23 protein-coding genes are annotated in these 25,767 nt (G+C 33.1%); 12 read left to right on the forward strand and 11 right to left on the reverse strand.

The window, feature by feature from the left end; all coding sequences use genetic code 11:
• Window positions 1–148: 148 nt before the first annotated feature.
• The 4 genes from fmt to ACHRVX_RS17945 all read right to left on the reverse strand — a co-directional run bounded on the left by fmt (window position 149) and on the right by ACHRVX_RS17945 (window position 5,497).
• Complete coding sequence (gene fmt / locus ACHRVX_RS17930) at window positions 149–1,096, reverse strand: methionyl-tRNA formyltransferase (protein ID WP_395334646.1); 948 nt, start codon at window positions 1,094–1,096, stop codon at window positions 149–151.
• Window positions 1,096–2,991 carry an ATP-dependent DNA helicase RecQ gene (locus ACHRVX_RS17935; RefSeq protein ID WP_395334648.1) on the reverse strand — a complete coding sequence of 632 codons (1,896 nt, stop codon included), beginning with the start codon at window positions 2,989–2,991 and terminating at the stop codon, window positions 1,096–1,098. The genes fmt and ACHRVX_RS17935 overlap by 1 nt, the downstream gene beginning before the upstream one ends.
• Before the next feature lie 64 nt (window positions 2,992–3,055).
• Window positions 3,056–3,589: an AAA family ATPase gene (locus tag ACHRVX_RS17940; RefSeq protein WP_395334651.1), complete on the reverse strand. Its 534-nt coding sequence runs from the start codon at window positions 3,587–3,589 to the stop codon at window positions 3,056–3,058.
• Between the two features lie 993 nt (window positions 3,590–4,582).
• Window positions 4,583–5,497: an alpha/beta hydrolase fold domain-containing protein gene (locus ACHRVX_RS17945; RefSeq protein WP_395334654.1), complete on the reverse strand. Its 915-nt coding sequence runs from the start codon at window positions 5,495–5,497 to the stop codon at window positions 4,583–4,585.
• A gap of 247 nt (window positions 5,498–5,744) precedes the next feature.
• On the opposite strand from ACHRVX_RS17945, the gene ACHRVX_RS17950 reads away from it, so the two are divergent.
• The 4 genes from ACHRVX_RS17950 (at window position 5,745) to ACHRVX_RS17965 (ending at window position 9,309) form a co-directional block, all read left to right on the forward strand.
• Window positions 5,745–6,041: a DUF493 family protein gene (locus tag ACHRVX_RS17950; protein ID WP_213301880.1), complete on the forward strand. Its 297-nt coding sequence runs from the start codon at window positions 5,745–5,747 to the stop codon at window positions 6,039–6,041.
• Window positions 6,042–6,044: 3 nt separating this feature from the next.
• Window positions 6,045–6,764 (forward strand): DUF4290 domain-containing protein, encoded by a 720-nt coding sequence (locus ACHRVX_RS17955; RefSeq protein ID WP_395334657.1) that lies wholly within the window; start codon window positions 6,045–6,047, stop codon window positions 6,762–6,764.
• 213 nt (window positions 6,765–6,977) lie between these two features.
• On the forward strand, window positions 6,978–8,291 hold the full coding sequence (gene murA, locus ACHRVX_RS17960) for a UDP-N-acetylglucosamine 1-carboxyvinyltransferase (RefSeq protein WP_395334659.1): 1,314 nt from the start codon (window positions 6,978–6,980) through the stop codon (window positions 8,289–8,291).
• A 139-nt stretch (window positions 8,292–8,430) separates the two neighbouring features.
• On the forward strand, window positions 8,431–9,309 hold the full coding sequence (locus ACHRVX_RS17965; RefSeq protein ID WP_395334662.1) for a cation diffusion facilitator family transporter: 879 nt from the start codon (window positions 8,431–8,433) through the stop codon (window positions 9,307–9,309).
• A 74-nt stretch (window positions 9,310–9,383) separates the two neighbouring features.
• Here ACHRVX_RS17965 and ACHRVX_RS17970 read toward each other — a convergent pair whose 3' ends face one another.
• The 3 genes from ACHRVX_RS17970 to ACHRVX_RS17980 form a co-directional block, all read right to left on the reverse strand.
• Entirely contained in the window at window positions 9,384–11,873 is a 2,490-nt protein-coding gene (locus ACHRVX_RS17970) for a DUF5686 and carboxypeptidase regulatory-like domain-containing protein (protein WP_395334664.1), read from the reverse strand.
• A 91-nt stretch (window positions 11,874–11,964) separates the two neighbouring features.
• Window positions 11,965–12,378, reverse strand: a complete 414-nt coding sequence (gene aroQ, locus ACHRVX_RS17975) for a type II 3-dehydroquinate dehydratase (protein WP_395334667.1) — start codon at window positions 12,376–12,378, stop codon at window positions 11,965–11,967.
• 294 nt (window positions 12,379–12,672) lie between these two features.
• Window positions 12,673–13,233: a porin family protein gene (locus tag ACHRVX_RS17980; protein WP_395334670.1), complete on the reverse strand. Its 561-nt coding sequence runs from the start codon at window positions 13,231–13,233 to the stop codon at window positions 12,673–12,675.
• Window positions 13,234–13,519: 286 nt separating this feature from the next.
• Here ACHRVX_RS17980 and ACHRVX_RS17985 point away from each other — a divergent pair, with 286 nt between their 5' ends.
• From ACHRVX_RS17985 to xerD, 4 genes are all read left to right on the forward strand, one after another.
• Window positions 13,520–14,035 (forward strand): hypothetical protein, encoded by a 516-nt coding sequence (locus ACHRVX_RS17985; protein WP_395334672.1) that lies wholly within the window; start codon window positions 13,520–13,522, stop codon window positions 14,033–14,035.
• A gap of 208 nt (window positions 14,036–14,243) precedes the next feature.
• Window positions 14,244–14,828 (forward strand): porin family protein, encoded by a 585-nt coding sequence (locus tag ACHRVX_RS17990; RefSeq protein WP_395334675.1) that lies wholly within the window; start codon window positions 14,244–14,246, stop codon window positions 14,826–14,828.
• A 186-nt stretch (window positions 14,829–15,014) separates the two neighbouring features.
• Entirely contained in the window at window positions 15,015–15,578 is a 564-nt protein-coding gene (locus tag ACHRVX_RS17995; RefSeq protein ID WP_395334677.1) for a porin family protein, read from the forward strand.
• Between the two features lie 81 nt (window positions 15,579–15,659).
• On the forward strand, window positions 15,660–16,556 hold the full coding sequence (xerD, locus tag ACHRVX_RS18000; RefSeq protein WP_395334679.1) for a site-specific tyrosine recombinase XerD: 897 nt from the start codon (window positions 15,660–15,662) through the stop codon (window positions 16,554–16,556).
• A gap of 267 nt (window positions 16,557–16,823) precedes the next feature.
• Here the strand turns inward: xerD and rny are convergent, their stop codons facing one another.
• The 3 genes from rny to ACHRVX_RS18015 form a co-directional block, all read right to left on the reverse strand.
• Complete coding sequence (rny, locus tag ACHRVX_RS18005) at window positions 16,824–18,386, reverse strand: ribonuclease Y (protein WP_395334681.1); 1,563 nt, start codon at window positions 18,384–18,386, stop codon at window positions 16,824–16,826.
• Window positions 18,387–18,594: 208 nt separating this feature from the next.
• On the reverse strand, window positions 18,595–18,888 hold the full coding sequence (locus ACHRVX_RS18010; protein ID WP_395334683.1) for a cell division protein ZapA: 294 nt from the start codon (window positions 18,886–18,888) through the stop codon (window positions 18,595–18,597).
• 6 nt (window positions 18,889–18,894) lie between these two features.
• Window positions 18,895–19,185, reverse strand: coding sequence for a hypothetical protein (locus ACHRVX_RS18015; RefSeq protein ID WP_055091878.1), 291 nt, complete (start codon window positions 19,183–19,185; stop codon window positions 18,895–18,897).
• Window positions 19,186–19,364: 179 nt separating this feature from the next.
• Here ACHRVX_RS18015 and ACHRVX_RS18020 point away from each other — a divergent pair, with 179 nt between their 5' ends.
• From ACHRVX_RS18020 to ACHRVX_RS18035, 4 genes are all read left to right on the forward strand, one after another.
• The gene (locus ACHRVX_RS18020) at window positions 19,365–21,059 is read left to right on the forward strand and encodes a M23 family metallopeptidase (RefSeq protein ID WP_395334685.1); all 1,695 of its coding nucleotides are present in this window, start codon (window positions 19,365–19,367) and stop codon (window positions 21,057–21,059) included.
• 11 nt (window positions 21,060–21,070) lie between these two features.
• Window positions 21,071–23,530 carry a TonB-dependent receptor plug domain-containing protein gene (locus ACHRVX_RS18025; protein ID WP_395334687.1) on the forward strand — a complete coding sequence of 820 codons (2,460 nt, stop codon included), beginning with the start codon at window positions 21,071–21,073 and terminating at the stop codon, window positions 23,528–23,530.
• A 142-nt stretch (window positions 23,531–23,672) separates the two neighbouring features.
• Window positions 23,673–24,395, forward strand: a complete 723-nt coding sequence (locus tag ACHRVX_RS18030; RefSeq protein ID WP_395334690.1) for a hypothetical protein — start codon at window positions 23,673–23,675, stop codon at window positions 24,393–24,395.
• Between the two features lie 22 nt (window positions 24,396–24,417).
• The gene (locus ACHRVX_RS18035; RefSeq protein WP_395334693.1) at window positions 24,418–24,837 is read left to right on the forward strand and encodes a hypothetical protein; all 420 of its coding nucleotides are present in this window, start codon (window positions 24,418–24,420) and stop codon (window positions 24,835–24,837) included.
• A 199-nt stretch (window positions 24,838–25,036) separates the two neighbouring features.
• Here the strand turns inward: ACHRVX_RS18035 and ACHRVX_RS18040 are convergent, their stop codons facing one another.
• Entirely contained in the window at window positions 25,037–25,738 is a 702-nt protein-coding gene (locus ACHRVX_RS18040) for a DUF2971 domain-containing protein (RefSeq protein WP_395334696.1), read from the reverse strand.
• Window positions 25,739–25,767: the final 29 nt, after the last annotated feature.

Raw genomic sequence — 25,767 nt, forward strand, 5'->3', positions numbered from 1 at the left:
ATTGTTAATACACAAATTTAGTAGGAAATCCGTTCCTTGCAAGTGTTTTCTTTATTTTTAGCAAAAATTGTTAATAACTTGCTTTTTTTGTTCATAACGCTAACTGATTATCAGGCAAAAACAGGTAAAAACCCCTGTTTTACTGACCTTAATAGACTTTTGCAGTATCAGTAAAAGTTATGCCATTTAGTAATTCTGCAACCTGCATTCTTTTTTTTCCCGGTAATTGAAGACTCAAAAGCTGAACAAAGCCATTTTTGATCGCAATTTTGATTTCTTTTTTGCTGCTAATCAAGCTTCCAATCTCATAAGAATGATCTTCTAAAACAAGTTTTGCTTCGTATATTTTGATACTTAATTCTTCATTTTTATCTTTTAGGAAACACCAAGAAGCAGGATAAGGACTTAGACCGCGAATCAAATTATTAATTTCATCACCTGATTTTGTCCAGTCGATCTTACAATTTTCCTTGTTTAATTTGTAGGCAGTTTTAATTTCGGCGTCGTCTTCCTGAATTGTTGTGGTTACATTTCCGTTTTCGATTACTTTCAAAGTATCAATTACAGTTTTACTTCCTAGAAACATTAATCGGTCGTGTAATTGTCCTGCATTTTCTTCCGGTTCAATCGCAATTTCCGAATTTAAGATCATTGCGCCGGTATCAATTTTATCATCAATAAAAAAAGTAGTAACTCCTGTTTTTGTTTCTCCATTAATAATGGCCCAGTTTATAGGTGCAGCTCCACGATAATTAGGTAATAAAGAGGCGTGAAGATTAAATGTTCCAAGAGCTGGCATTTCCCAGACTACTTTTGGCAGCATTCTAAAAGCAACAACAATTTGCAAATTGGCGTTTAGCGCTTTTAATTCGGCAAGAAAACTTTCGTCTTTTAAATTTGTTGGTTGTAATAAAGTAAGGTTGTTGGCCATTGCATATTCCTTAACTGCAGAATATTTTATTTTTTGTCCGCGTCCTGCCGGTTTATCTGCCGCCGTAATAACACCAACAACTTCATAATCGTTTTTGATAATGGTATCCAGAATGCCAACGGCAAATTCCGGAGTTCCCATAAATATAATTCTTAATTTTTCCATTATAATTTTAAAGTGTATTTATTATTCGCCTGAACGGTAATGTAATTGTTTTCCAGTAATTCCTGAAGCGCCACAACAACATCACTAGCGTCTAGTTTTATTTTAGTCTGAATTTCTCTTGATGTCAAAGCTGCCGTTTTCAATTGATGCAGAATTTTATCAGCGATAGAATCGGCTTCGGTTATTTTACCTTTTTGTGTAATACAATAGGAGCAGACGCCGCAATTTTGGGTAGTTTCTTCTCCAAAATAATCCAAAATCAATCGGTTTTTGCAGGTTTTATTGTCCTTTATATAATGCAGTACAGATAAAAGCTGGTCTTTTTTTAGCTGATTTTGCTTTTCCAGGTATTTTGAAACCCTGTTAATCGTCAAATCATCTTCGCGAACTTCATTAAATAATATAGTGGCGTCGTTATTTTTAGATTTGTATTCTATGATATTCTTCTCGTTCAGTTTTTCTAAAACTGCCGAAACCTGTTCTTCGGTATGATTTGATTTTTTAGCAATCAGCGAAATGTTAAAGGGAGTTTTCATTTCGTAAATTCCAGGATATGTTCTCAAGATCGCCAGCATAATTTCTTCGTCATTCGAATTTAAACTCATATAACGAATCACTTCTTTTGATTCCAGTAAAAACTGCATTGTAATTTTTTCAGAAAATTCCTGAGACATGGTGATAATACCCTGCTGATTCAAAAACTGCAATGCATTATAGGTTTTCAGAGTAGGGAAGTCGTATTTCTGGCAAAAATGATTCAGCTTAAACGAAAACGAATCATTTAAACCTTCGCCGTAAGCAATCTGAAAATAATTGCAAAGCTTTATATATATGGTATTCAGAAATTTTTTATCGGGCAGAATGCTTAAAAATTGTTGTTCTGTTTGATTCCCATCTGCCGAATTGGTTAAAACAACCGAAAAAGCTTTTTCACCATTTCGTCCCGCTCTTCCGGATTCCTGATAATAGTTTTCGATATTCTCTGGCAATTGCGTGTGAATTACTGTTTTAACGTTGTCTTTGTCGATTCCCATTCCAAACGCATTTGTGGCAACAATAACCTGCGCTTGTTCAGACATCCACAATTGCATGTTTTTATCTTTTTCTTTAGATGAAAGTCCACCGTGATAATATGTCGCTTTGAATCCTAAAGATTGCAATTGCGTTGACATATTCAGGCACGATTTTCTGTTCCGTACATATATAATAGAAGGCTGTGGGTTTTTCTTTAAAATTTGTTCCGTGCGATATAGCTTGTCTTCGACTTCAAAAACCATATATGCAATATTTTTTCTCTCAAAAGATTGCTGAAAAAGTATCGGATCTTTCAATCCTAATTCGGTTTTAATATCTTCGATAACTCGCGGAGTTGCCGTTGCAGTTAAAGCCAAAAACGGAATTTTAGGGAAGTGTTTTTTAAGTTCTGAAATCTTCAAATAAGCCGGACGAAAGTCATGTCCCCATTGCGAAACACAATGCGCTTCATCAATGGCAATTAAATTGATTGGGAGATTTTTAATGCGTTCTAATATCCAGTCTGACTGAAGTCGTTCCGGAGAAAGATAGAGGAATTTATAATTTCCGTATTGGCAATTGTCCAGAAGATCAATGATTTCCTCAGTATGAATTCCGCCGGTAAGCGCAATGGCTTTAATGTTTCGCTTTTGCAAATTCGCTACCTGATCTTTCATTAACGCGACCAAAGGCGAAACAACAAGACAAATACCTTCCTGCATCATTGCCGGAACCTGAAAACAAATCGACTTTCCGCCTCCGGTTGGGAGCAGTGCAAAAGTATCCTGACCCTCTAAAACCGAATCAATAATTTCCTTTTGCAACGGTCTAAAACTGTCGTGTTTCCAGTATTTTAAAAGAATTTCCTGTGCTTCTGGCATTGGTCTCGTTTTAAAGTTAAAAAATTTAGAAATCAGTTTCTAGTTTTGCAACTTTAAAACGGGACTAAATTTTATCTAAGATATAAAGAATTCTGTTCTCTACGGTATCTTTCGGTACTTCAATTAAGTCGTAGCCGTATTTCTTGTAGGTTTCAACAAGGTGTTTTTGTATTGTCAAAGCTTGTTCAAAATTCTCGTAGCGTTCCGTGTCGCATTCGTAAATTTCTTCCCAAGGTGGTAAAATAAAAGTTTTGGTGTATTTAAAATCCTCACAAGCCTTTGTAAAATGCTCAGGATAATCATCACCAATATAATCCATATAAGCCACAACATCAGGAATTCCGCGATCTATAAATACTACATTATCAGGTTCCTGACCAGCATCTTGAAATTGTTTAATGCGGCCTTCCAGCAACATTTCGCTAAATAATAAAGGCTGTTCCAGAAACAATTGATCAATACCTCGCTGCTGAGCTTCGAGTGTAACTTGTCTGGAAATTTCCGGATAACAACAGTAGCCACGAGCTACCAATTCGTTGATAAGAGTAGATTTTCCCGTTCCCGGGCCACCAATGAGAACTATGATTTGTTTTTGCACTTTCTAAAAATAAAGCGCAAATTTACCTAAACTTATTGATATTTAAAAAGTTTATTTCGTCTTAAGCGAATGATTTCGCAATTTTAGGTAATATCGTTGCTGTTGTTGCTTGAAATATTATCGCAACTGGACTGAAGTCCAGCTCTACAAAATAGATTGTTCCTCTGGAACTAAGTTAGAAAGCGTCTTAGACTTGGCAAATATTGTAGGGCTGGACTTTAGTTTTTGGGTTGTTTATTTCTTTTTGATGTTGCTATAAATAAGGCAAAAAAAATATTACTTGAAATATTATCGCAACTGGACTAAAGTCCAGCTCTACAAAATAGACTGTTCCTCTGGAACTAAGTTAGAAAGCGTCTTAGACTTGGCAAATATTGTAGGGCTGGACTTTAGTTTTTGGGATTATTATTGCTTTTGTGATCTTGCTATAAATAAGGCAAAAAAATATTACTTGAAAATATGTCGCAACTGGACTAAAGTCCAGCTCTACAAAATAGATTGTTCCTCTGGAACTAAGTTGGAAAGCTTCTTAGACTTGGCAAATATTTTAGGGCTGGACTTTGGTTTTTGTGATTATTTTTTCTTATTGATGTTGCTATAGAATAAAATCAAAAAAATATTACTTGAAAATATGTCGCAACTGGACTAAAGTCCAGCTCTACAAAATAAATTGTTTCTCTAGAACTAAGTTGGAAAGCTTCTTAGACTTGGCAAATGTTTTAGGGCTGGACTTTGGTTTTTGTGATTATTATTTCTTTTTGATGTTGCTATAGAATAAAAAAAAATATTACTTGAAAATATGTCGCAACTGGACTAAAGTCCAGCTCTACAAAATAAATTGTTTCTCTAGAATTAAGACAGAAAGAGTCGTAGACTCGGCAAATATTGTAGGGCTGGACTTTAGTCCAGTTTACATCGAAATATATAAGGTGTAATGTCGCATATATATTGTAGAAAATTATAGGATTTTGGCTTTAGCCGAAATTATTCGTGTCATTCACAAAATAAATATTTCCCAGAATTCGCATTCTTTTTCGCCGAAGGAATAATAATATGCGATTCAAATTTTTTTCCTTTCGAAACATCATTTACAAAATCCAGAACATATTGTTGACCCTGATGAAAAAGATAACCCGAGAATTCATGTCCGCCACCACAAAACGTAATCAGCTCAATATCTTTATGTAGATCATTCATATGATTGTAAACCGCATAAGACCCAAACAGAATCAGCCAGCCCGAAGCATTTGTTGGACAGGAGCGATGCGAACCAGCTGCATATGGAACTGTATCATCATTATTTCCGTGTGCCAATAACATCGGAATTGCTTTTTCTTTCGTAATTAAATTAATATCCTGAATAGCGCCCGAGCCACCAATGAAACCTTTGTATTTGAAATTTTCCGGAAGATTGTTTTTATATAAATTCATCAGTTTGTAATCCCAGAAAGAGGCATGGAAACCAATTTCGGCTCCGGCACTAATTCCCGAAATAAAGATTTTTGAAGTATCAAGATTGTATTTATTAGCATTTTCGATCAAATAAGAAGTTGCCTGCCACATATCGCTAACGCCAATTTGGATTGCTTTTATCTTTTCGGTTAGTGTGCCTTTGCATCCAAAATCTTTTCCTTTCATATATAAACTGTAAGAAATACTCGCAACTGCGTAACCGTTTTTCGCCATAAACACTCCAAATTCTTTTTCGCTGGTGCGTTCTCCTCCAGAAAATCCTCCACCGAAAGCAAAAATAATTAATGGAATTTTTTCGGTGGTTTTTTTCTGAGGTAAATACAAATCTAAGTCCAGTTTGATAGTGTCATTCTGGAAGTAGGTCATTGTTTTAATTTCCTGGGCGTGAATATTATTGAATGTGATTGCTATAAAAAGTAAAAGAATTTTTTTCATTGTGATGTGTTTTAATCGCGCAAGTGAAAATATTCAAAAGCTTAGAAACATTGCGCCTTCGTTAATTTACGAGCAAATTTCTAAGCAATGTTTTTCTCAAATATAAGAGGAAATTTTACAAAGAAATAAAGTTATAAAGTTTTTTTCTTTGCACCTTTGCGCCTCTGTAACTTTGCCCCTTTTTCGAAAGAAAAAAATCTAAAATCTAAACTCAAAACCGTATATTTGCCTTTATTTTTAATTACGAATGGAAAACGATAAAGAAAAAGAAACCGCTGAATTTTACGAAAGATTAAAGGTAGAGTTGGATAACTCAAATACTTGGCCTGCAGAATATTTGTATAAATTTATTATGCCGTCGGTAAATGATAATGTCGAGCGAGTTGAAAAAGCTTTTGACAATTTGGGAGCGGTTATTAAAACAACAAAATCTAAAACAGGTAAATTTACCAGTGTTTCTGTAGATGTTACAATGCATAGTGCTGAACAAGTGATTAGCAAATACAAAGAAGTCTCTACAATAGAAGGTATAGTTTCATTATAACTTATGGTCGAAAAATATAAAAAAGAAGTCGCGAATGACGTTGTTTTTAATTTAGAATATAATTCTGAAAGACAGCGTTTACTTATTCCGGAATATGGTCGTCATTTGCAAAAACTGATCGATCAGGCCACTATTATTGAAGATGCTGAAACGCGCAACAAAGCTGCGAAATACATCATTCAGGTAATGGGAAGTCTGAACCCGCATTTGCGTGACGTACCGGATTTTCAACATAAATTATGGGATCAGCTTTTCATTATGTCTGATTTTAGATTAAATGTAGATTCACCATATCCAATTCCGTCACGAGATGTATTGCAGTTAAAACCAGATGTTTTACAATATCCGCAAAATTTCCCGAAATACAGGTTTTACGGTAACAATATCAAATATATGATTGATGTTGCCAATAAATGGGAAGATGGCGAGATGAAAAATGCATTAGTATTGGTAATTGCCAATCACATGAAAAAATCATATTTAAGCTGGAACAAAGACACCGTAAAAGATGATGTGATTTTTGAACATTTATTTGAATTGTCTGAAGGGAAAATCAATTTGTTGCAAAGTACAGAAGAACTTTTGAATACAACAGATTTGTTGCGTACCAATAAACGTATGTCTAATAAGATTACGCCTCTGGGACAGCCAAAAATCCAAAGCAATAAAAACATTAAAGGAACAGGGAAACCAAAGCCTTTTCAGAAAAATAATCAAAAGTAAAAAAAGGGACTAAGTTTCTAAGGATGCTAAGGGGCTAATTTTTTTTAGTTTAATAACTTAGAATTTCATTAACTCACAACTTAATTACAAAACAATCAGAAATAAAAAAAGGGACTAAGAACTAAGTGACTATGTCTCTAAGTTTTTTAAAACTCAGAATGTTAGAATCTCAGAATCTTAGCAACTTTAAAAGAAGAACCTTAAAAAAAGAATATGGGAATTTTTAAAATCGAGGGAGGAATTCCTTTAAAAGGAGACATCACTCCGCAAGGAGCAAAAAATGAGGCATTACAAATTTTATGTGCCGTGCTTCTAACTGGCGAAAAAGTTAAAATTAATAATATTCCCGATATTATTGACATCAATAAATTAATCACATTGTTGGGTAATTTAGGGGTGAAAATTCAAAGAAATGAACCAAGTTCGATTACGTTTCAGGCCGATGAGGTTAATGTTGGATACTTAGAAACCGAAGCTTTCAAAAAAGAAGGCGGAGCGCTTCGTGGTTCTATTATGATTGTTGGACCACTTTTGGCACGTTTCGGAAAAGGATATATTCCTAAACCGGGTGGAGATAAAATTGGTCGTCGCAGATTAGATACACACTTTGAAGGGTTTATCAATCTTGGAGCAAAATTCAGATACAATAGAGAAGATCACTTTTACGGAGTAGAAACTCCCGAAGAAGGATTACAAGGAACAGATATGTTACTTGACGAAGCATCAGTAACAGGAACAGCAAATATTGTGATGGCCGCAGTTTTAGCAAAGGGTAGAACTACAGTTTACAACGCAGCTTGTGAACCTTATTTGCAACAATTGTGTAAAATGTTAAACTCAATGGGAGCTAACATTACAGGAGTTGGATCTAACTTATTGACAATTGAAGGTGTTGAAAGCCTTGGCGGATGTGAGCATACTATCCTTCCGGATATGATCGAAATTGGTTCCTGGATTGGTCTTGCTGCTATGACAAAAAGCGAAATCACGATCAAAAATGTAAGCTGGGAGAATTTAGGTTTAATCCCGAATACTTTTAGAAAACTAGGAATTACTATTGAAAGACGTGGAGATGATATTTACATTCCTGCTCATAAAGATGGGTACGAAGTAAAAACAGATATCGACGGTTCTATTTTAACCATTGCAGATGCGCCATGGCCAGGATTTACACCTGATTTATTGAGCATTGTTTTGGTTGTGGCAACACAAGCAAAAGGAGATGTTTTAATTCACCAGAAAATGTTCGAAAGCCGTTTGTTTTTCGTTGATAAACTAATCGATATGGGAGCAAAAATTATGTTATGTGATCCACACAGAGCAGTGGTTATGGGACATAATTTCGAATCTCAATTAAAAGCTACAACAATGTCCTCTCCTGATATTCGTGCGGGAATTTCATTATTAATTGCAGCTCTTTCAGCAAAAGGAACAAGTACAATTCAAAATATCGAACAAATTGATCGTGGATACGAGCGTATCGACGAACGTTTAAGAGCAATTGGAGCAAAAATTGTTAGAGCATAAAAGATAATATTTAGCAAATAAATATTCTAAAAATACCATTAAGAGATTAAGATAAATTAAGATTACAATAGCTTAATGAATCTTAATATCTTAATGGTTTTTATATCTTAAAACTTATTTAATCTGTTAAAAGGCGCAAATGACAAATGAACAAACAGCTATAAAAGCTACTGTATTTAGTATAGTTGGGAATACGTGCTTAGCCGTTATAAAAGGCTTTGCAGGTTTTTTTGGCAATTCTTATGCCTTAATTGCAGATGCAATTGAGTCGACTGCCGATATATTTTCGTCCTGTTTGGTTTTATTTGGAATCAAATATTCTAATAAACCAGCCGATGAAAATCATCCATACGGACACGGACGCGCCGAGCCTCTAATTACTTTTTTGGTAGTAGGATTTTTGATCACTTCGGCAACAATTATTGGTTACGAAAGTATTGCCAATATTCAGGAACCGCATGGTTTGCCAAAATCATGGACGTTGTATATACTAGGAGCTATTATTATCTGGAAAGAATATTCTTTTCGTTTAGTTATGAAGCGAAGTAAAGAAACCAATAGTTCTTCTCTTGCAGCTGATGCGTGGCACCATCGCAGTGATGCCATTACATCTGTAGCGGCATTTATAGGAATTTCGATTGCACTAATTATGGGCAAAGGTTATGAATCTGCAGATGACTGGGCGGCGCTTTTTGCTGCTTTTTTTATCTTATATAACAGCTATAAAATTTTCAGACCCGCACTTGGCGAAATTATGGACGAAAACATGAATGATGATTTAGTCGAGGAAATTCGTTTAAAATCTTTAAAAGTAGAAGGGATTCTGGGAACTGAAAAATGCTTTATTCGTAAAGCCGGCATGAAATACCATGTTGATCTTCATGCCATTGTATCGGCTAAAATTTCGGTAAAAGAAGGGCATGACTTATCACACAAACTGCAGGATACTTTAAAAGAAAAAATTCCGCAATTAGGAAATGTTCTAATTCATATTGAACCTGATGATTATCATTCCTGAGTTTCAAAGTTAGAAAGATGCTGAGGTTCTAAGTTTTAAAAACTTTGTCCCTTTGTTCCTTTGATCCTGTGGACCTAATTTAGGACATTCAAAATCTTCAACCCAAATACAACACCATTTTGCTGAATTCCGCCTTGATACGAGTGAACATAATCCAATCTGAATAATTTAAACTTTCCAAAACCTAAATTGTCTAAACCAACAGTAAATTCTGTATAAGGTTTTCTATCCGGAATTGCCAGAGAATGAAATCCTAAGTTCAGTGTAGATTTTAATAAATTCAATAACGGAATTTTATTCATGATAAATCCAGTATCATTATGTTCTAAATGCATTTCAAAATAACTGTCATTTGTACTATTGGCGTAATATGGCATTAAGTTGAAAACGTTCAAATAGCGATCGCTTGTTCCTATATGTGTTTGGTTTCCGTTAAAATGTCGGTAATCGATAAACGAAATATTTTCGGCATTAAAGAATTTTCCAGCTCTTAAATTCACTCCCAGAATTCCTTTGTTTCCTAACGACAAATCATATTGTACAGAAGCTCCAATTCGTTCAAATTCATATTTTTTTTCATTTGCTGCAAATGCTTTTTCTAAGCTTAAAAAAACGGTTGGATATTTATCATTTTTGAAATTATATCTTCCGTCCGGTCTTGAAATATATTTATTTCCAAAGTTAATTTGGGCATTTAGCGAGGCTTTAAATAAATGATGCGGATCAAAAGCCGGAGTTGTAAAATCATTTGGCGCCAATGGATTATTTGAGGAATAAAGATCATCCCTTTTAAAAAAAGAATAATCAGTAGTATTAAAAAGAGGTTTTCGTTGCTCGTAAGCCACTTTTCCTATCAAATTCACACCATTTAAAACATTTTGTGAATAGTTAATTTGGGCAAATTCAAGATTGTACAACTTCATATAATTGTCTTTAAAAAATAAAGAACTTATTGAATTAACCAGTTTACTAATGGGTTGTGCACTGTTAAATTGTGCCACTTTAGTTCCTCCTGAAGCCGAAATTGTTGCATAATTTATATTGTTGAATTTATGACTGAATTCACCAATAACACGAAAACGTTCATCAGAAAAGCCATAATTAAAAGTCGTACTTATTGAAATGCTTTTTCCTTGCTCTTCATTCCAGTTTTTAAATGAAAAACCAGAATCTAAATTGAATCCCTGAACTGTATTAAAACTCAATGAAGTTAGATTTAATAAGCCTTTGTAATCAAATGAATATTTTTTGAAAGTATTTTTATGATCGTAACCCATTAAGATATCTGTAATTTTAAACTTATTATTTTTGGCATCTATTGAGTCCGTATATTTCTGAGATTTTCGAATAATTTGCAAACTGTCTTTCTTCGTATAATCTGTACTTTCTTCTAACGTGAGCGGAATTGGACGAATTTCATTCCAGAAAGCATCATCTTTTTTATTGGCATTAATTTCAAAAGCAACAACTTCGTTTCCAAAAGTTTTCTTTTCAAAAGAATTAGGAAACTCATAATTAGAATAGACATAATTAAATTTTCCGGAGAATTTTATTCCAAAAATGCCAGCAGTAAAATCAAGCGTTTGTGCATTTTTTGTCCAGATTTTATTTTTTGCATTATAACTAAAGCTTTGTTTTAAATTCATTACTTCGGTAAATTCATTTTTCATGCGATATCCTTTTATATCTAAATCAATCGCATAAATCGCAAAACTGTCATCAACAATATAAATGTAACCTTCAAAAACAGGTTCTTTATCGCGTTTTGGGATTACTTTAATTTTATAGATTTGTTGGTTATTATCATCATAAAAAGTGCCTTCAAGTTTGTATTTATAATAACTGAAAGCATTATCTGCGATAGGAGAGATGAGCTTTATATCGAAATCTAAATTGTTGTCGTAAAAATCATAAGTCGACAAAGAAGCGGTGTTGTAGCTATATCCTTTATTGTTTCCGGAGATTTTAGAAGCAATAATCTTCTCTTTTAATTTATTAGGCTTTTCAAAAGTAATCTTCGAAATAGTTTCGGATAAATATAAAATTCCTGTTCCTGTCGAATCCAGATTTGATGACATATCATCGCCAAGATCTACTTTTTTGCCAAGGATTTTTTTAGGTAAATCTTTGACTTTGAACATTCCTTTTGAATAAAAATCAGCGGTAAATCGTGCAGTTTTATCAGAATTATCTTTTTTATTCGCGATTGCGTTTTTTATAATCGCATCCGCAGGATTATTTTTTGGATCAATTACAACTTCATTTAATGCAAAACTTTCTTCAAGCATTTTTACATCAAGAATTATTGTTTTTGAATCAGCAGTGACGGTTATTTTTTGGGTTTTGAATCCCAGATATTGAAAAGTGATTTTGTTTTTACCAATTTCTTTGACGTTCAGTTGGTATTTTCCCTGTTCGTTAGAAGTTGTTCCGCTATAAGTATTCTCTTCAAATACGGAAACAAAAGGCAACGGATTACCCTTTTCGTCGGAAATTGTTCCCTTTATTTGGGCGAAATTGGAAATCGAAAAAAATAAAAAGGCGAGTAAAATAGCGTTTTTCATGAAAATGGTTTCTCTAACAAAAATAGAATAAGTTAAAAATGCGCTTATTAAAAATTTGTTAAATTGCTGTCTGCCTGATCGAAGTCGACGCTTATAAAAAAGATTGAATTGCCAATTCATAGCTTTTTAATCCAAAACCTAAAATAACACCTTTAGCATTTCCGGACAAATAGGATTGATGTCTGAAACTTTCGCGCGCATAAGTATTCGAGATATGAACTTCGATAATGGGAGTTGTAACGGCTTTCATTGCATCGCCCAAACCTATTGAAGTATGCGTATAAGCGCCGGCATTCAGAATAATTCCGTCAAAAGAAAACCCAACTTCCTGAATTTTACCAATCAATTCACCTTCAATATTGCTTTGGTAATAAGAAAGTTCAATGTCCGGAAATTTCGTTTGCAACGTTTCAAAATAATCTTCAAAAGTTTGACTTCCGTAAACTTCAGGTTCTCTTTTTCCTAATAGATTCAAATTAGGTCCGTTGATAATGCAGATTTTCATATTTTAAGGTATATTTTGCGAATTAAAACATTTAGATTTTTAAAACATATAAGTGATATAAGTTCAATTAAGCTAAATTGATACTTCAAATGACATTGCTTTGATTCTGTAATTGACATATTGAACTCGACATTGACATTACTGTGATTTTGTAAATGAAATTGCCATTGAAGTTGAAATTGACATTGACATTGAACTTGCCATTGATTTTTACATTTGCCATTGAACTTGGTAAAAATAAAAAAACCGTTCTAATTAATAGAACGGTTTTTATAAAAGTATGTGATATATTTTTTAGAACATGAATCCAGCTGATAATTGGAATACAGAGTTCTTAACATCTGCATCTTTAGAAGCTTCTGTTAATCCTAAACCATAACGTCCTTGAACAAAAATACTTTCAGTAATTTTAAATCCTAATCCAGCGTTTACACCAAATTCGAAAGTTTCACCGTTTTTAACATCAAAATCATTTCTTTCGCTTAATAAAAACGAAGCTTGTGGTCCAAGTTCTAAGCTAAAAGATTTAGATAAATAAAATTTAGCCATTACCGGAATAGATAAATAACCCAATTCATTTTTAAACTCTTCTCCGGCACTTTTATAAGTTGCTCCTTGAGTAGAGTATAAAAGCTCTGGCTGAATAGAGAATTTCTCTAATAATTTTATCTCTGCTACAAGACCTGCATGGTAGCTTGTAATACCTTCTTTATCTACCGAGATTCCGTCAAAAGCGGCATCTCCTGTTTGGTTAGCAAAGTTAACCCCTGCTTTAACTCCAATTTTTAATAATTGTGCCTGAATTGTAGCTGATGTTGCCATGAACAAAACAGCTGCTAAAATTATTTTTTTCATAAAAGTGTTTTTTAAAATTTGGTATTTTTAAATGTATCTATTAGTCAAAACTACATTATTTTGATTTTATTGTTTTATTAATCGGATTAAATAATTTATAAAATTAACATCTATTTGTGATTTTTCGACCTCTAATTTTATGATTTCATTTTTAATGTGCTGAAATTCAGTTTGTTGTTTGTAATTAAATTCTGTCTTATTTTAATACTTCTCTGGCTTATAGCGGACTTTTTTTAACAAGTATTAGATTAGTTTTATAAGATAGTAACAAACAAAAAACGCAACCATGAAAAAAATTATTTTAGCTGCGATTGCAGTAATGACAGTTAGTTTTGCTAATGCACAAGAGCAAACTAAAAAAGGAAAGTACCTTATCGAAGGAAATACTTCTTTTGGACCAACCGGAACAGGAAACACGGGTTTTGCATTAAGTTCTGAGGATGGAACAACTTCCTGGAATATTGGTGCTGAAGGTGGATATTTTGTAATGGATAATTTAGCTGTAAAAGCGGGATTAGGTTATGGAGATAATGGTCTGGATTATGCAAGTTCTATTTTTTCTTATAAAGTAGGAGCAAAGTATTATGTCATCAATAAAATTCCTGTTGAGCTTTCCTATACCGGAGCAAGTATTAAAGATGCTAAAGAAAATCCTTCTTATTTAGGGATTCAGGGAGGTTATGCATGGTTTATAGGAAAAAATGTTTCTGTTGAGCCGGGACTTCGTTATAACATAACTTTAAACGAAGATTATGGTAAAGATGTTTTACAATTCAACATTGGTTTTGCATTACATTTCTAATATTTAATGAATTAATATCTTAGAAACCTTCCAGATATCTGGAAGGTTTTTAGTTTTTATTTGTTTGAGATGTAACAAATAACAACACGCAAGTTTGCTTTTAGTAGGATTTAGTCTCTAGTTACCACTTTTTTTGTTAAAATACAAGTTCTTTTTTGGGAAGTATATTTTTATATTTGATTATTAAATTTAATCAAAACTTATAAAAATGAAAAAAATAATTTTATCTGCACTTGCAGTAATGGCATTTGGATTTACAAATGCACAATCAACAAGATTTGGAGTTAAAGGAGGATTGAATCTTTCTAATATAGTAGGAGGAGATGTTGAAGACAGTAAATCCCTAGTAGGTTTTCATGTTGGTGGTTTTGCCGAAATCAAAATAGCTGACAAGTTTGCTATCCAGCCAGAAATCTTATATTCTGCACAAGGAAGTACATTTGATGGAGGACCTTTATTTGGAGACGTTGATCTAAAATTGAATTATTTGAATATTCCTGTTTTAGCTAAGTATTATATTGTTCCAAAATTTAGTGTTGAAGCAGGTCCTCAACTGGGGGTTTTATTATCTGCAAAATCTGAAGGTGAAGATGTTAAGGACGGATTTAAATCTGTTGATTTCGGATTTAATGTAGGAGCTGGATTCCACTTTACTGAAGATCTTTCTATCAATCTTCGTTACACAATTGGTATATCACCAATCGCTGAAAATTCAGATGTTGATAATGAACAGGAGTATTATGACAGTGCTAAAAATAGCAACCTTGCATTATCTTTAGCTTACAAATTCTAAAATATTTAGTTTATAAAAATTAAGCCTTCCAAATATGGGAGGCTTTTTTTATTATCCTCATATATTAACAATAAATTTATTTTAACATAATTATATTCAATTATAAAATTATTTGTTAAAAAAAATCCTTTTTCCTTTTCTATAGTTTTATATTTGCGCCATTAATTTTAACCATAAACAAATAAAATGAAGAAAGTTATTTTATGTGCTATTGCAATAATGGCATTCGGGTTTGCAAATGCCCAAAAAACTAGATTTGGAGTAAAAGGAGGTCTTAATATTGCCACGATAGGTGGTGCTGATGAGTCAAATGCATTGGTAGGCTTTCAATTAGGTGGTTTTGCTGAAATCAATATTTGGAAAAAATTATACATTCAGCCAGAGCTTTTATTTTCTGCTCAGGGAGCTAAATTTGATGGATACAATGGTCAACGTGATTATACCGTAAATTTAAACTATATCAATGTTCCTGTATTGGCTAAATATTATATCACAAAACAATTTAGTGTTGAAGCCGGACCACAACTTGGATTATTAGTTTCCAGTAAAAATATTGAAGATGAAAAATCAGTTGATGTTGCCTTTAATTTGGGAGCAGGATATAATTTCACAGATAATTTCTCTGTAGGTATTCGTTATACTATTGGTTTATCTAATGTTTATGATTACAACGATCGTTATGATGGTTATTATTATGATAATAGATATACAAACAATGTTTTGGCATTAACTGCTGCATATAAATTCTAATCTATACATTTAGATATTTGAAAAACCTTCCCTAATCAGGAAGGTTTTTTTATGCCTAAAAAAATGTTTTACTTTGTGACTATGAATTGGAACAGATATATAAAAGATTATCAGTCGTATTTGCGGATAGAAAGAGGTTTGTCGAAAAACACAATCGAAAACTATGGTTTTGATATTGAGCGCTTATGTCTGTTTTTAGAAACCAATCAAATTGAAGTTTCGCCTTTAAAGATTACTGATGAAACTTTACAGCAATTTATTTATGCAGTTGCTAAAGAAGTAAATCCGCGTTCGCAAGCCAGGATTATTTCTGGATTAAAAAGCTTTTTTGGGTATTTGATTTTTGAAGATTATAGAAATGATAATCCTTTAGAATTAATTGAAACACCTAAGACAGGTCGGAAATTACCGGATACTTTATCCGTTAAGGAAATTGATTCGCTTATTGCTGCTATTGATTTGAGTTCTAATGAAGGCGAACGAAATCGGGCTATGTTAGAAACACTTTATGGTTGCGGACTTCGGGTGTCGGAATTAGTTTCACTGAAAATTTCAGATTTATTTTTTGATGAAGGATTTATAAAAATTACAGGAAAAGGAAATAAAGAACGTTTTGTCCCCATTGGAAAACTGACTCAAAAATACATGCAGATTTATCAAAAAGAAGTTCGCATAAATCTCAATATAAAAAAAGGCTGTGAAGATACTTTGTTTTTAAATCGAAGAGGGAGTCAGCTTACGCGTGCGATGATTTTTACTATTATTAAAAACCTGGCTGTAAAAACAGGCCTGAATAAAAATATAAGTCCGCATACTTTACGGCATTCTTTTGCAACACATTTACTTGAAAATGGCGCCGACTTAAGATCGATTCAGTTAATGCTTGGTCATGAATCAATTACAACTACAGAAATATATGTTCACTTAGATCGAAGTTTCTTAAAAGAAGTCATGCATTCCTATCATCCACGAAAATAATATTTTTCGTAAAACGCTGATTAGTTCACAAAGCCAGGTTAACACAAAGCTTTGTGAACTTTGTGTTTGTCAATACACTCTACTGTAAAAAACTTTGCGTTAAAAGTCATCAGTATATAAATGCACTCTCCTAAAATATCTTTTATGTTTTTTTACAACATTTAGTCCTTTTGTTGATTTTTTAAAAGCAACGAAATATTTGAAAGTTAATATAAACAATAAAGGCTATCCGTTAAGATAGCCTTTATTATTTTATAGATAGGAAGATTATTTAGCGATATTCACCGCTCTTGTTTCTCTAATTACTGTAACTTTTACCTGACCCGGATAAGTCATTTCGGTTTGTATTTTTTGTGAAATTTCAAAAGATAAGTTTGCTGCATTATCATCAGAAACTTTTTCGCTTTCTACAATTACACGAAGTTCTCTACCGGCCTGGATTGCGTATGCATTTTTTACACCGCTAAATCCGTAAGCAACTTCTTCAAGATCTTTTAAACGTTGAATGTATGAATCTAAAACCTGACGTCTTGCGCCTGGTCTTGCGCCTGAAATTGCATCACAAACCTGAACGATTGGAGAAAGTAATGATTTCATTTCGATCTCGTCGTGGTGAGCTCCAATTGCATTACAAACTTCTTCTTTTTCACCATATTTTTCCGCCCATTGCATTCCTAATAATGCGTGAGGTAAATCACTTTCAGTATCCGGAACTTTACCAATATCGTGAAGTAAACCTGCTCTTTTAGCCAGTTTTACATTCAGGCCTAATTCGGCAGCCATGATACCACAAAGTTTAGAAACCTCTCTGGAGTGTTGTAATAAGTTTTGTCCGTATGATGAACGGTATTTCATTCTACCTACAACTTTAATCAATTCCGGGTGTAAACCGTGAATTCCTAAGTCTATAACAGTACGTTTACCAACTTCAATAATTTCGTCGTCGATTTGTTTCGCTGTTTTAGCAACCACTTCTTCGATTCTCGCAGGGTGGATACGTCCGTCAGTTACTAATTTGTGCAAAGACAAACGCGCAATTTCTCTACGAACCGGATCAAAACAAGAAAGTATAATAGCTTCCGGTGTATCATCAACAATGATTTCAACTCCTGTTGCAGCTTCAAGAGCTCTAATGTTACGACCCTCACGACCAATAATTCTACCTTTTACATCATCAGATTCAATGTTGAAAACCGAAACGCAATTCTCAACTGCTTCTTCCGTTCCAACTCTTTGAATAGTGTTGATGATAATTTTCTTAGCTTCTTGCTGTGCAGTAAGTTTTGCCTCTTCAATAGTATCCTGAATATGAGACATCGCTTTACTTTTAGCTTCGGCTTTTAAACCTTCCACTAATTGTTCTTTTGCTTCTTCGGCAGAAAGTCCTGAAATTACTTCAAGCTGTTGTAATTGACTTTTATGTAATTTGTCAACTTCAGCTTGTTTTTTATCTAAAACTTCAATTTTGTTGTTGTATTCTAAAGTTTTAGCTTCAAAATCGTCGTTTACTTTTTTAGCTTTTGAAAGCTCATTTGAAATTTGAGATTCTTTGTCACGTACTCTTTTTTCTACTTCTGCTACTTTTTTATCTCTTGATAAGATAACTTGTTCGTGCTCAGATTTTAATTCGATGAATTTTTCTTTTGCCTGAAGGATTTTATCTTTTTTAATATTTTCAGCTTCTAAATTCGCGTCTTTTAATATGGAAGAAGCTTCTTTTTTTGCGTTTTTGATTAGGTTAGAAATATTGCTTTTTTCGATAATTTTAGCGATTGCAAAACCTGCCGCAATCCCTACAATACCTGAAATAATGATCGTTATGATGTCCATGTTTGTTAAAATTTATATATAAAAAAAGCCTACATTAATTGCTTGAATAAACTCGTAAAGACAAGTTTTGAGCTAACTCACTGTTCAAGTTTCCGTGCCGGAGCATGGCATACTATAGTAGCGAAGATTCACTCACTTTAATTTGTTAGTGTTGAGTTTACCAATTGTGAACTAATGTAGGCAGTATCTTAGTTTCTGTAAAGAACGTTTAATTTTCGAGATATTGATCTAATAGCAAATTTAATCTTTTAATTCTTTCAATGGTTTCTTCGCCATCGATTGCGTTATCAATTTGTTTTTGTTCTACTTGTGATGCAAATTGCAAAGCACACATAGCCAGAACATCTTGTTTATCACGAACCGCGTAACTTTCTTCGAATTGCTTGATCATAGCATCAATTTTTTTAGAAGCACTTCTAAGTCCTTCTTCCTGAACAGGTTCAACCGTTAACGGGTAAACTCGATCTGCAACTGATATTTTAATTCTAAGCTTTCCGTCCATGTTTTTCTAATCTGATAGTTGTGCTATACAGTAATCAATTTCGCGAATTAATGAATTTATTTTAAGCTTTGTCTCTCTCTTGTTATTGTCGCTGCCAAGCAACGAATTGGCTATTTTAAGTGTATCATATTGCTTTTTCAAAGCTTCCATTTCTTCAGATTGTTTCTGGATAATTTGCGCAGCTTTGGCTAATTCTAATCGTAAAACCTGATTGTTCTTCTCCAGACCTTTTGATTTCTCAAAAAGCTTTTCGACTTTATATTCAAGAGTATCAATTATTTCTGCAATTACACTCATTGTAAATCCTATTCATTACTTAATCATACAAAGTTAGTATTCCTTTTTATTAATGCAATTTTTTATCGATTTTTTTACATTAAAAATAACCAATTAAATGAAATTCAATCAATTGTATTTTTGTAGCTTTATACTCGGTTTTCGGCTCATATTTTTTTATCTTAGCAAAAATGTTGCTTATGAAACTGACTTTACTTTCCGTGTTTTTTTCTTCCTTTATATTTGCTCAAACCCAATATCCAAAGGGAGATTTTAGTCCGCCGCTTGATATCCCTATGCAATTATCCGGTAATTTTGGCGAGCTAAGACCCAATCATTTCCATGCAGGTTTCGATTTGAAAACAAATCAAAGAGAAGGACTAAATGTGTATGCAATTGGTGACGGTTACGTTTCAAGAATCAAAATTTCAACATACGGAAACGGTAAATGTATCTACATTACGCATCCAAATGGGTACACTTCGGTTTACGGACATTTGCAAACGCCTGTTGGAGAAATTCAGAATTATGTTACAAAAACGCATTATAAAGAACAGGCATATGAAATTGAAATGTTCCTTAAACCGAATGAATTACCGGTTACAAAAGGGCAGATAATTGGGCTTTCAGGAAATACAGGTTCATCAGAAGGACCGCATTTGCATTTTGAAATCCGTGATTCTAAAACCGAATTTGTTATTAATCCGATTTTTTTCGGGTTTGATAAGAATATAAAAGACACTAAAAAGCCAAGTATTTCAAGTGTATATGTTTATCCATTAGATAATTCGACGGTCAATCAGTCCAAGCAGCCTTTATTGCTGAATCTTGTGCTTCAAAAAGACGGAACTTATTTAGCAAGTAAAGTAAAAGCAAACGGAAAAATTGGTTTTGGAGTTTCTGCTGTAGATTTTGATGATGTTTCATTTAATAAAAATGGCGTTTTTAATGTTTCTACATTTTTTAACGGAAATCAAAATTATAATTATCAGTTCAATACTTATTCATTTGATGAAATGCGCTACATAAATGCATTCATAGATTATTCAAAATATAAAAAATCAGGACAGCGCGTTCAAAAACTTTTCATGAAAACGCCTTTTGCCCTGAGTATTATTAAAACAGATTCTCTTCGCGGAATTATTCCGGTCGAGCCGAATTTAGCTTCAACCTATAGAATTGAAGTGTCAGATTACTTTGGAAATTTAAATTCAGTTACAATTCCGATTGAATATGATTCGGCAACTCCAATTGTTTCAGCCGAACCTGTAATGTCAAAATATTTCATTAAATCCAATAAAGATGCGATTTTTGAAAAAGAGAATATGTCCGTATTTTTTCCGGCGGGAATTTTTTATGATGATTTTAATTTAAATTTTGACGTAAAAAATAATCGCATTTACATTCATGATGATACTGTTCCTGTTCATTCAAACTTTACAATTACAATAAAAGATGATTCTTATCCGGAAAATTTAAGAGATAAACTTTTCATTGGAAGATTTAGCGGAAATAGCGCCAGCCATAATGGTACACTTAGAAAAGGTGATGTTTTTACAGCCAAAGCAAAAATACTCGGACAATATGGATTAGTTTTAGATACTATTGCGCCAAAGATCACTATAGCTAAACCTATTGAAGGCAAATGGATCAGTGATGTTAAAAAAATACAGTTCACCATTAGCGACAGTTCATCAGGAATTAAGTCCTACAACGGATACTTAAACGGAAAATGGATTTTGTTTGAATATGAAAATAAAACCAAAAAAATCACGCACACTTTTGATGATACAATTGTTGCCGAAGGTGCAAATGATTTAAAAATAGAAGTGATTGATAATGTGGGTAATTCTGCTATCTTTGAAACTCATTTTTTTAGAAGCCAACAAAAATAAAACTAAAACCTTTGAACCTAAATAAGCAATTATTCGTATTTATTTTTTTCTGCATTACCAGTATTTCATTTGCTCAAAATGCTCATGTTAAAGGTATTATTTTAGACAATCAAAATCGTCCGGTTGCCGATGTTAATATTACTTCTTTAGGTAATACGAAACAATCAGACGCAAATGGTTTTTTTGAAATTGATGTTCCTTCAGATAAAAAAATATCCTTGATTTTTACTCACATTTCCTTAAAAATGATGAGTCTTACGGTGAGTTTGAAGCCAAATGAAGTTTTTGTTTTTAATCCTGTAATGAATAATTCCGAGGAACAAATGGGAGAGGTTTTCGTTTCTTCTAAAAACAAAAAACGAGTTCAGGGAATTACAACTGTTGATGCCGCTACGATTAAAAAAATTCCAGGCGCAAATGCCGGAATCGAAAATATTCTAAAAACACTACCGGGCGTAAATTCAAACAATGAATTGAGTACACAATATGCAGTTCGTGGCGGAAATTATGATGAAAATTTAGTTTACGTAAATGAAGTCGAAGTCTATCGTCCGTTTTTAATTCGTTCAGGACAACAGGAAGGTTTGAGTTTTACAAATACAGATTTAGTTCAGAATGTGGATTTTTCGGCAGGAGGATTTCAGGCTAAGTTTGGAGATAAATTATCCTCTGTTTTAGATATTACTTATAGAAAACCAACGGAGTTTGGAGCTTCCTTAGAAGCCAGTTTATTGGGCGGAAGCATTTCAGTTGATGCCGTTTCCAAAAATAAAAAATGGTCGGCAGTAACCGGAGTTCGCTATCGCAATAATAGTTTATTGGTAAATAGTCAGGATACACAAACTAATTATACACCCACTTTTGCAGATATTCAGACAAATGTTAATTATGATATTTCGGATAAATGGCAAATTAGTTTTTTAGGCAATATTTCTCAAAATAAATATTTGTATCAGCCTTTAACACGCGAAACAAAATTTGGAACTATAGATCAGCCAATGTCGCTTGCGGTGTATTATGAAGGTAAAGAACGAGATCAGTATGACACTTATTTTGGTGCTTTTAAAACCACTTATAAAGTTTCGCCAAGTTTGACCCTGAAATTTATAGGTTCTTTATTCCATACTATGGAGGAGGAGCATTTTGATATTTTGGCACAATATCGTTTAGGAAATGTGGGCGAAGACGGATCTACAGATGTTGATTTTACCCGCGGAATTGGTTCACAACTCAATCATGCCCGAAATGATTTAGATGCTTTGATTGCAAATGCAGAGATTAAAGGATTTAAGGAATGGAAAAATGACAGTCAATTAGAGTTTGGTTTAAAATACACCAGAGAATCAATTCGTGACAGAATTGTAGAGTGGGAAATGATAGATTCTGTTGGATTTTCTATAAATCCTCCAATTGTAGTTTTGCCAAAAAACAATCAGCCTTACGAACCTTATACCGGACCACTTTTGCCGTATCAGGACGTTAGTGCTACAAACTTTAACAACATTAATAGGTTTTCAGGTTATGCGCAATACAATAAAAAAGCAGAATTAGGATCGAATCAAATATGGTATAATATTGGTGCGCGTTTCCAGAGTTGGAATGTTTCCGGAGCGACTGTTGAAGGAAAAAATCAAATTGTTGTTAGTCCGCGTGCTCAGTTTGCCATAAAACCGGATTGGGATATGGATATGGTTTTCAGGCTTTCGGGAGGATTATATTATCAGCCGCCTTTTTACAGGGAACTTCGTGATTTGGATGGTGTTGTAAACCCGAACGTAAAAGCGCAGGAATCGGTACATATTGTTTTGAGCAACGATTATAATTTTAAAATGTGGAACCGTACTTTTAAATGGGTTACGGAAGTATATTATAAATCACTTTCAGATGTAAATGTATATTCGATAGATAATGTCAGGATTCGTTATATCGCCAATAATAATGCAACTGCCTATGCGCAAGGTCTTGATTTTAGATTAAATGGTGAATTTGTTCCGGGAACAGAATCGTGGATTAGCTTTGGTTATTTAAAAACCGAAGAAAATTATGCCGATAAGGGATTTATTGCCAGACCAACAGATCAGCGTTTGAAATTTGCCATGTTGTTTCAGGATTATATGCCAAGTATTCCAAGTGTGAAATTGTATCTTAATTTAGTTTACAATACTGGTTTGCCCGGTGGATCTCCATCATATTCTGATCCTTATTTATATCAAAGCCGTTTAAATGATTATCGCAGGGCAGATGTTGGTTTTGCCAAAGTTTTTGTAGATAACAGTACCAAAGTTGCAAAGGCAAAATGGTTGAAAAACTTCAAGGAATTATCTGTGGGATTAGAGATTTTTAATCTTTTCAACAATCAAAACGCAATAACCAATACGTGGGTTCGCGATGTGTACTCTAAAAACCAATATGCGATTCCAAATTATATGACTTCAAGAGTTTTTAACGTAAAGCTGAATGCGAGGTTATAAAAACTGATTTAGTTCTTCTGCAATAATATAAGAATTATCTACGTTGAAAATAAGCGGATTGTTTTGTCTTAGTAAAATTCAATAAAACTAGATAATACAATCAAAAATACTATATTTGATATCCTAATATAATTTAGCATACATGAAAAACTCCTTAAAATATATAGCCTTAGCAATCATCGGAACATTAGTGAGTTGTAAAGACGAAGTTCAGAAACCAAAAGTAATTTATGATGCTGCCAACAAATCAAATGTTGTTTCAAAAACCGATTCGACACAAATTGAAATAGCTGATTTGCCGATTCAGATGGAAGGAACTGATTATTTAATTCATCCTGTTGGAGATTTGCGCGTTTTTGAACGAGGTACAAAATCCCGCTACGGATCGTCGAGTGTGAATGATGTGAGTTTTACCATTTCTAATTTAGGAGAATATGAAATTACAGGATATTTGCAAAACCTGAAATTTCAAAAAGTAGATTCAGATTCTATCCGACCTTTGACAGATAAACCTGCTTTGATCTTAACGGCTACTTATTTGAAAGCTGTTGCAGATAAAACTCAAAACCAAATTATGGTGTATACTTTGGCCGATTCTGACACCAATAAAGACGGTAAAATTGATTCAGGCGATATTAAAACATTGTATCTAAGTAGCATTAGCGGTGAAAATTTCACTAAAATCTCAGAAGATTTTCAGGAATTAATAGACTGGAGTTTAGTAGAATCTAAAAACCGTCTGTATTTCAGAACAATCGAAGACACAAACCAAAACGGACAATTCGATAAAAATGATGTTCTACATTATAACTACGTTGATTTAACTGCCAAAAAATGGGAAGTTAAAAGTTATAAACCAATTTGATTCTGACTAAAAATATTTCTTAATGTATTCTGAGGCAGAACTGAAAGATCAAGAAAACAAAGTTAAAAGTGTGCTATGGTACATTTTTATGCCAATATTGTTTTTATCATTAATTGGAGGATACTTTCAGACTAATTCAATAGGCTATATTGAACGGGAGTATAAAGAAGCTAATGAATATAGTTTTTCCGGTATTGTTTATGAAAAAAAGGTTGAAGGAGGTGATGGATATCGTTTTCCTCATTGTTTGTTTTTAAAAACAGGAATAAGATGGGTTGTTAGTAATTCGCTGTATGATAAAATTCAAATAGGAGATTCTGTTGTGAAGAAAAACAAATCTGATTCAGTTTTTTATTATATCAGGAAGAATAATCAAACAATAATAGAAGACGAAAATCTTTATCTACGAGAAAAATATTTGGACAAGCTAAAACAAAAATAATCTAAATTAATATTTCACTTTCTTATATAAATTTTAGATTTAAAATTTTGACCTTGATCAAACAAAAAACCATTTGAAAATTAATTTTCAAATGGTTTTTTGTTTTTTAATTTGATTAAAAAAGAGCCGCTAGGCTCAATCAATATTGTAGAGCTGGACTTCAGTCCAGTTTAGAATAACGGTTAAAAATTACCACGATCTAAATCAAGATATCGCTTTCAAGATCGGATTTCTCAATTTCAAATCCAAATCCCAAACGCTCGACCAATTCAATTACCAGTTTTTTATACCAGTTTTCTGATTTTGGATGAATATATATCTTCTCGATTAATTGTTTAAGATCCACATTGATTTTTAAACCATCATTCAGTTTCGAAATACTTTTTGAAGTATCAGTAATAATGCGGACTTCGCGCTCGTATTGAAAACTTTTTCGTTTAAATAAAAACGGGAAAAACAAGTCATCAAACGGAATATATTCCTTTTTGTAGTCAATATAATTTACTTCGCCAATATACTGATCAAAATTATTCTCCGGATTCAATGCTTTTTGCAATCTTCCTATAGTTGACTGAATCGCTAATCCTTCGCTGTTTTGCGTAAAAATCTGCCACATAGCAAACGATTCATATTCGTTAATATGCCAGCTGCTTATGGCAACTTGCTCGCGATGTGTTTTGTAGTAATTTAAAAAGTCAGGATTATCAATCGCCAGTTTTTTAATCTCTTCAAAAGTAGGTTCGCTGAAAGTACCTTCGTACTGATCTTCGAATTTATCAGATCGGGACATGAATAATTTTTTGGACAGTAATAAATCCAGAAATTTAGACAAGTCTAAGTATTTCCAAACAATAGTATCTGGATCATCAGGAAGCTTTATGTTTGGATTGTTAAGATACATTTTTTCTGTTTAAAAGGTTCTTAGGCTCA

The sequence above is a fragment of the Flavobacterium sp. FlaQc-47 genome, assembly GCF_044006475.1.
Lineage (GTDB): Bacteria > Bacteroidota > Bacteroidia > Flavobacteriales > Flavobacteriaceae > Flavobacterium.

Excerpts from the sequence above, each read along its gene's own strand:
- fmt (WP_395334646.1), bottom strand. The coding sequence starts at position 1,096 with ATGGAAAAATTAAGAATTATATTTATGGGAACTCCGGAATTTGCCGTT.
- ACHRVX_RS17935 (WP_395334648.1), bottom strand. The coding sequence starts at position 2,991 with ATGCCAGAAGCACAGGAAATTCTTTTAAAATACTGGAAACACGACAGT.
- ACHRVX_RS17945 (WP_395334654.1), bottom strand. The coding sequence starts at position 5,497 with ATGAAAAAAATTCTTTTACTTTTTATAGCAATCACATTCAATAATATT.
- ACHRVX_RS17950 (WP_213301880.1), top strand. The coding sequence starts at position 5,745 with ATGGAAAACGATAAAGAAAAAGAAACCGCTGAATTTTACGAAAGATTA.
- ACHRVX_RS17955 (WP_395334657.1), top strand. The coding sequence starts at position 6,045 with ATGGTCGAAAAATATAAAAAAGAAGTCGCGAATGACGTTGTTTTTAAT.
- murA (WP_395334659.1), top strand. The coding sequence starts at position 6,978 with ATGGGAATTTTTAAAATCGAGGGAGGAATTCCTTTAAAAGGAGACATC.
- ACHRVX_RS17965 (WP_395334662.1), top strand. The coding sequence starts at position 8,431 with ATGACAAATGAACAAACAGCTATAAAAGCTACTGTATTTAGTATAGTT.
- ACHRVX_RS17970 (WP_395334664.1), bottom strand. The coding sequence starts at position 11,873 with ATGAAAAACGCTATTTTACTCGCCTTTTTATTTTTTTCGATTTCCAAT.
- aroQ (WP_395334667.1), bottom strand. The coding sequence starts at position 12,378 with ATGAAAATCTGCATTATCAACGGACCTAATTTGAATCTATTAGGAAAA.
- ACHRVX_RS17980 (WP_395334670.1), bottom strand. The coding sequence starts at position 13,233 with ATGAAAAAAATAATTTTAGCAGCTGTTTTGTTCATGGCAACATCAGCT.
- ACHRVX_RS17985 (WP_395334672.1), top strand. The coding sequence starts at position 13,520 with ATGAAAAAAATTATTTTAGCTGCGATTGCAGTAATGACAGTTAGTTTT.
- ACHRVX_RS17990 (WP_395334675.1), top strand. The coding sequence starts at position 14,244 with ATGAAAAAAATAATTTTATCTGCACTTGCAGTAATGGCATTTGGATTT.
- ACHRVX_RS17995 (WP_395334677.1), top strand. The coding sequence starts at position 15,015 with ATGAAGAAAGTTATTTTATGTGCTATTGCAATAATGGCATTCGGGTTT.
- xerD (WP_395334679.1), top strand. The coding sequence starts at position 15,660 with ATGAATTGGAACAGATATATAAAAGATTATCAGTCGTATTTGCGGATA.
- rny (WP_395334681.1), bottom strand. The coding sequence starts at position 18,386 with ATGGACATCATAACGATCATTATTTCAGGTATTGTAGGGATTGCGGCA.
- ACHRVX_RS18010 (WP_395334683.1), bottom strand. The coding sequence starts at position 18,888 with ATGGACGGAAAGCTTAGAATTAAAATATCAGTTGCAGATCGAGTTTAC.
- ACHRVX_RS18015 (WP_055091878.1), bottom strand. The coding sequence starts at position 19,185 with ATGAGTGTAATTGCAGAAATAATTGATACTCTTGAATATAAAGTCGAA.
- ACHRVX_RS18020 (WP_395334685.1), top strand. The coding sequence starts at position 19,365 with ATGAAACTGACTTTACTTTCCGTGTTTTTTTCTTCCTTTATATTTGCT.
- ACHRVX_RS18030 (WP_395334690.1), top strand. The coding sequence starts at position 23,673 with ATGAAAAACTCCTTAAAATATATAGCCTTAGCAATCATCGGAACATTA.
- ACHRVX_RS18035 (WP_395334693.1), top strand. The coding sequence starts at position 24,418 with ATGTATTCTGAGGCAGAACTGAAAGATCAAGAAAACAAAGTTAAAAGT.
- ACHRVX_RS18040 (WP_395334696.1), bottom strand. The coding sequence starts at position 25,738 with ATGTATCTTAACAATCCAAACATAAAGCTTCCTGATGATCCAGATACT.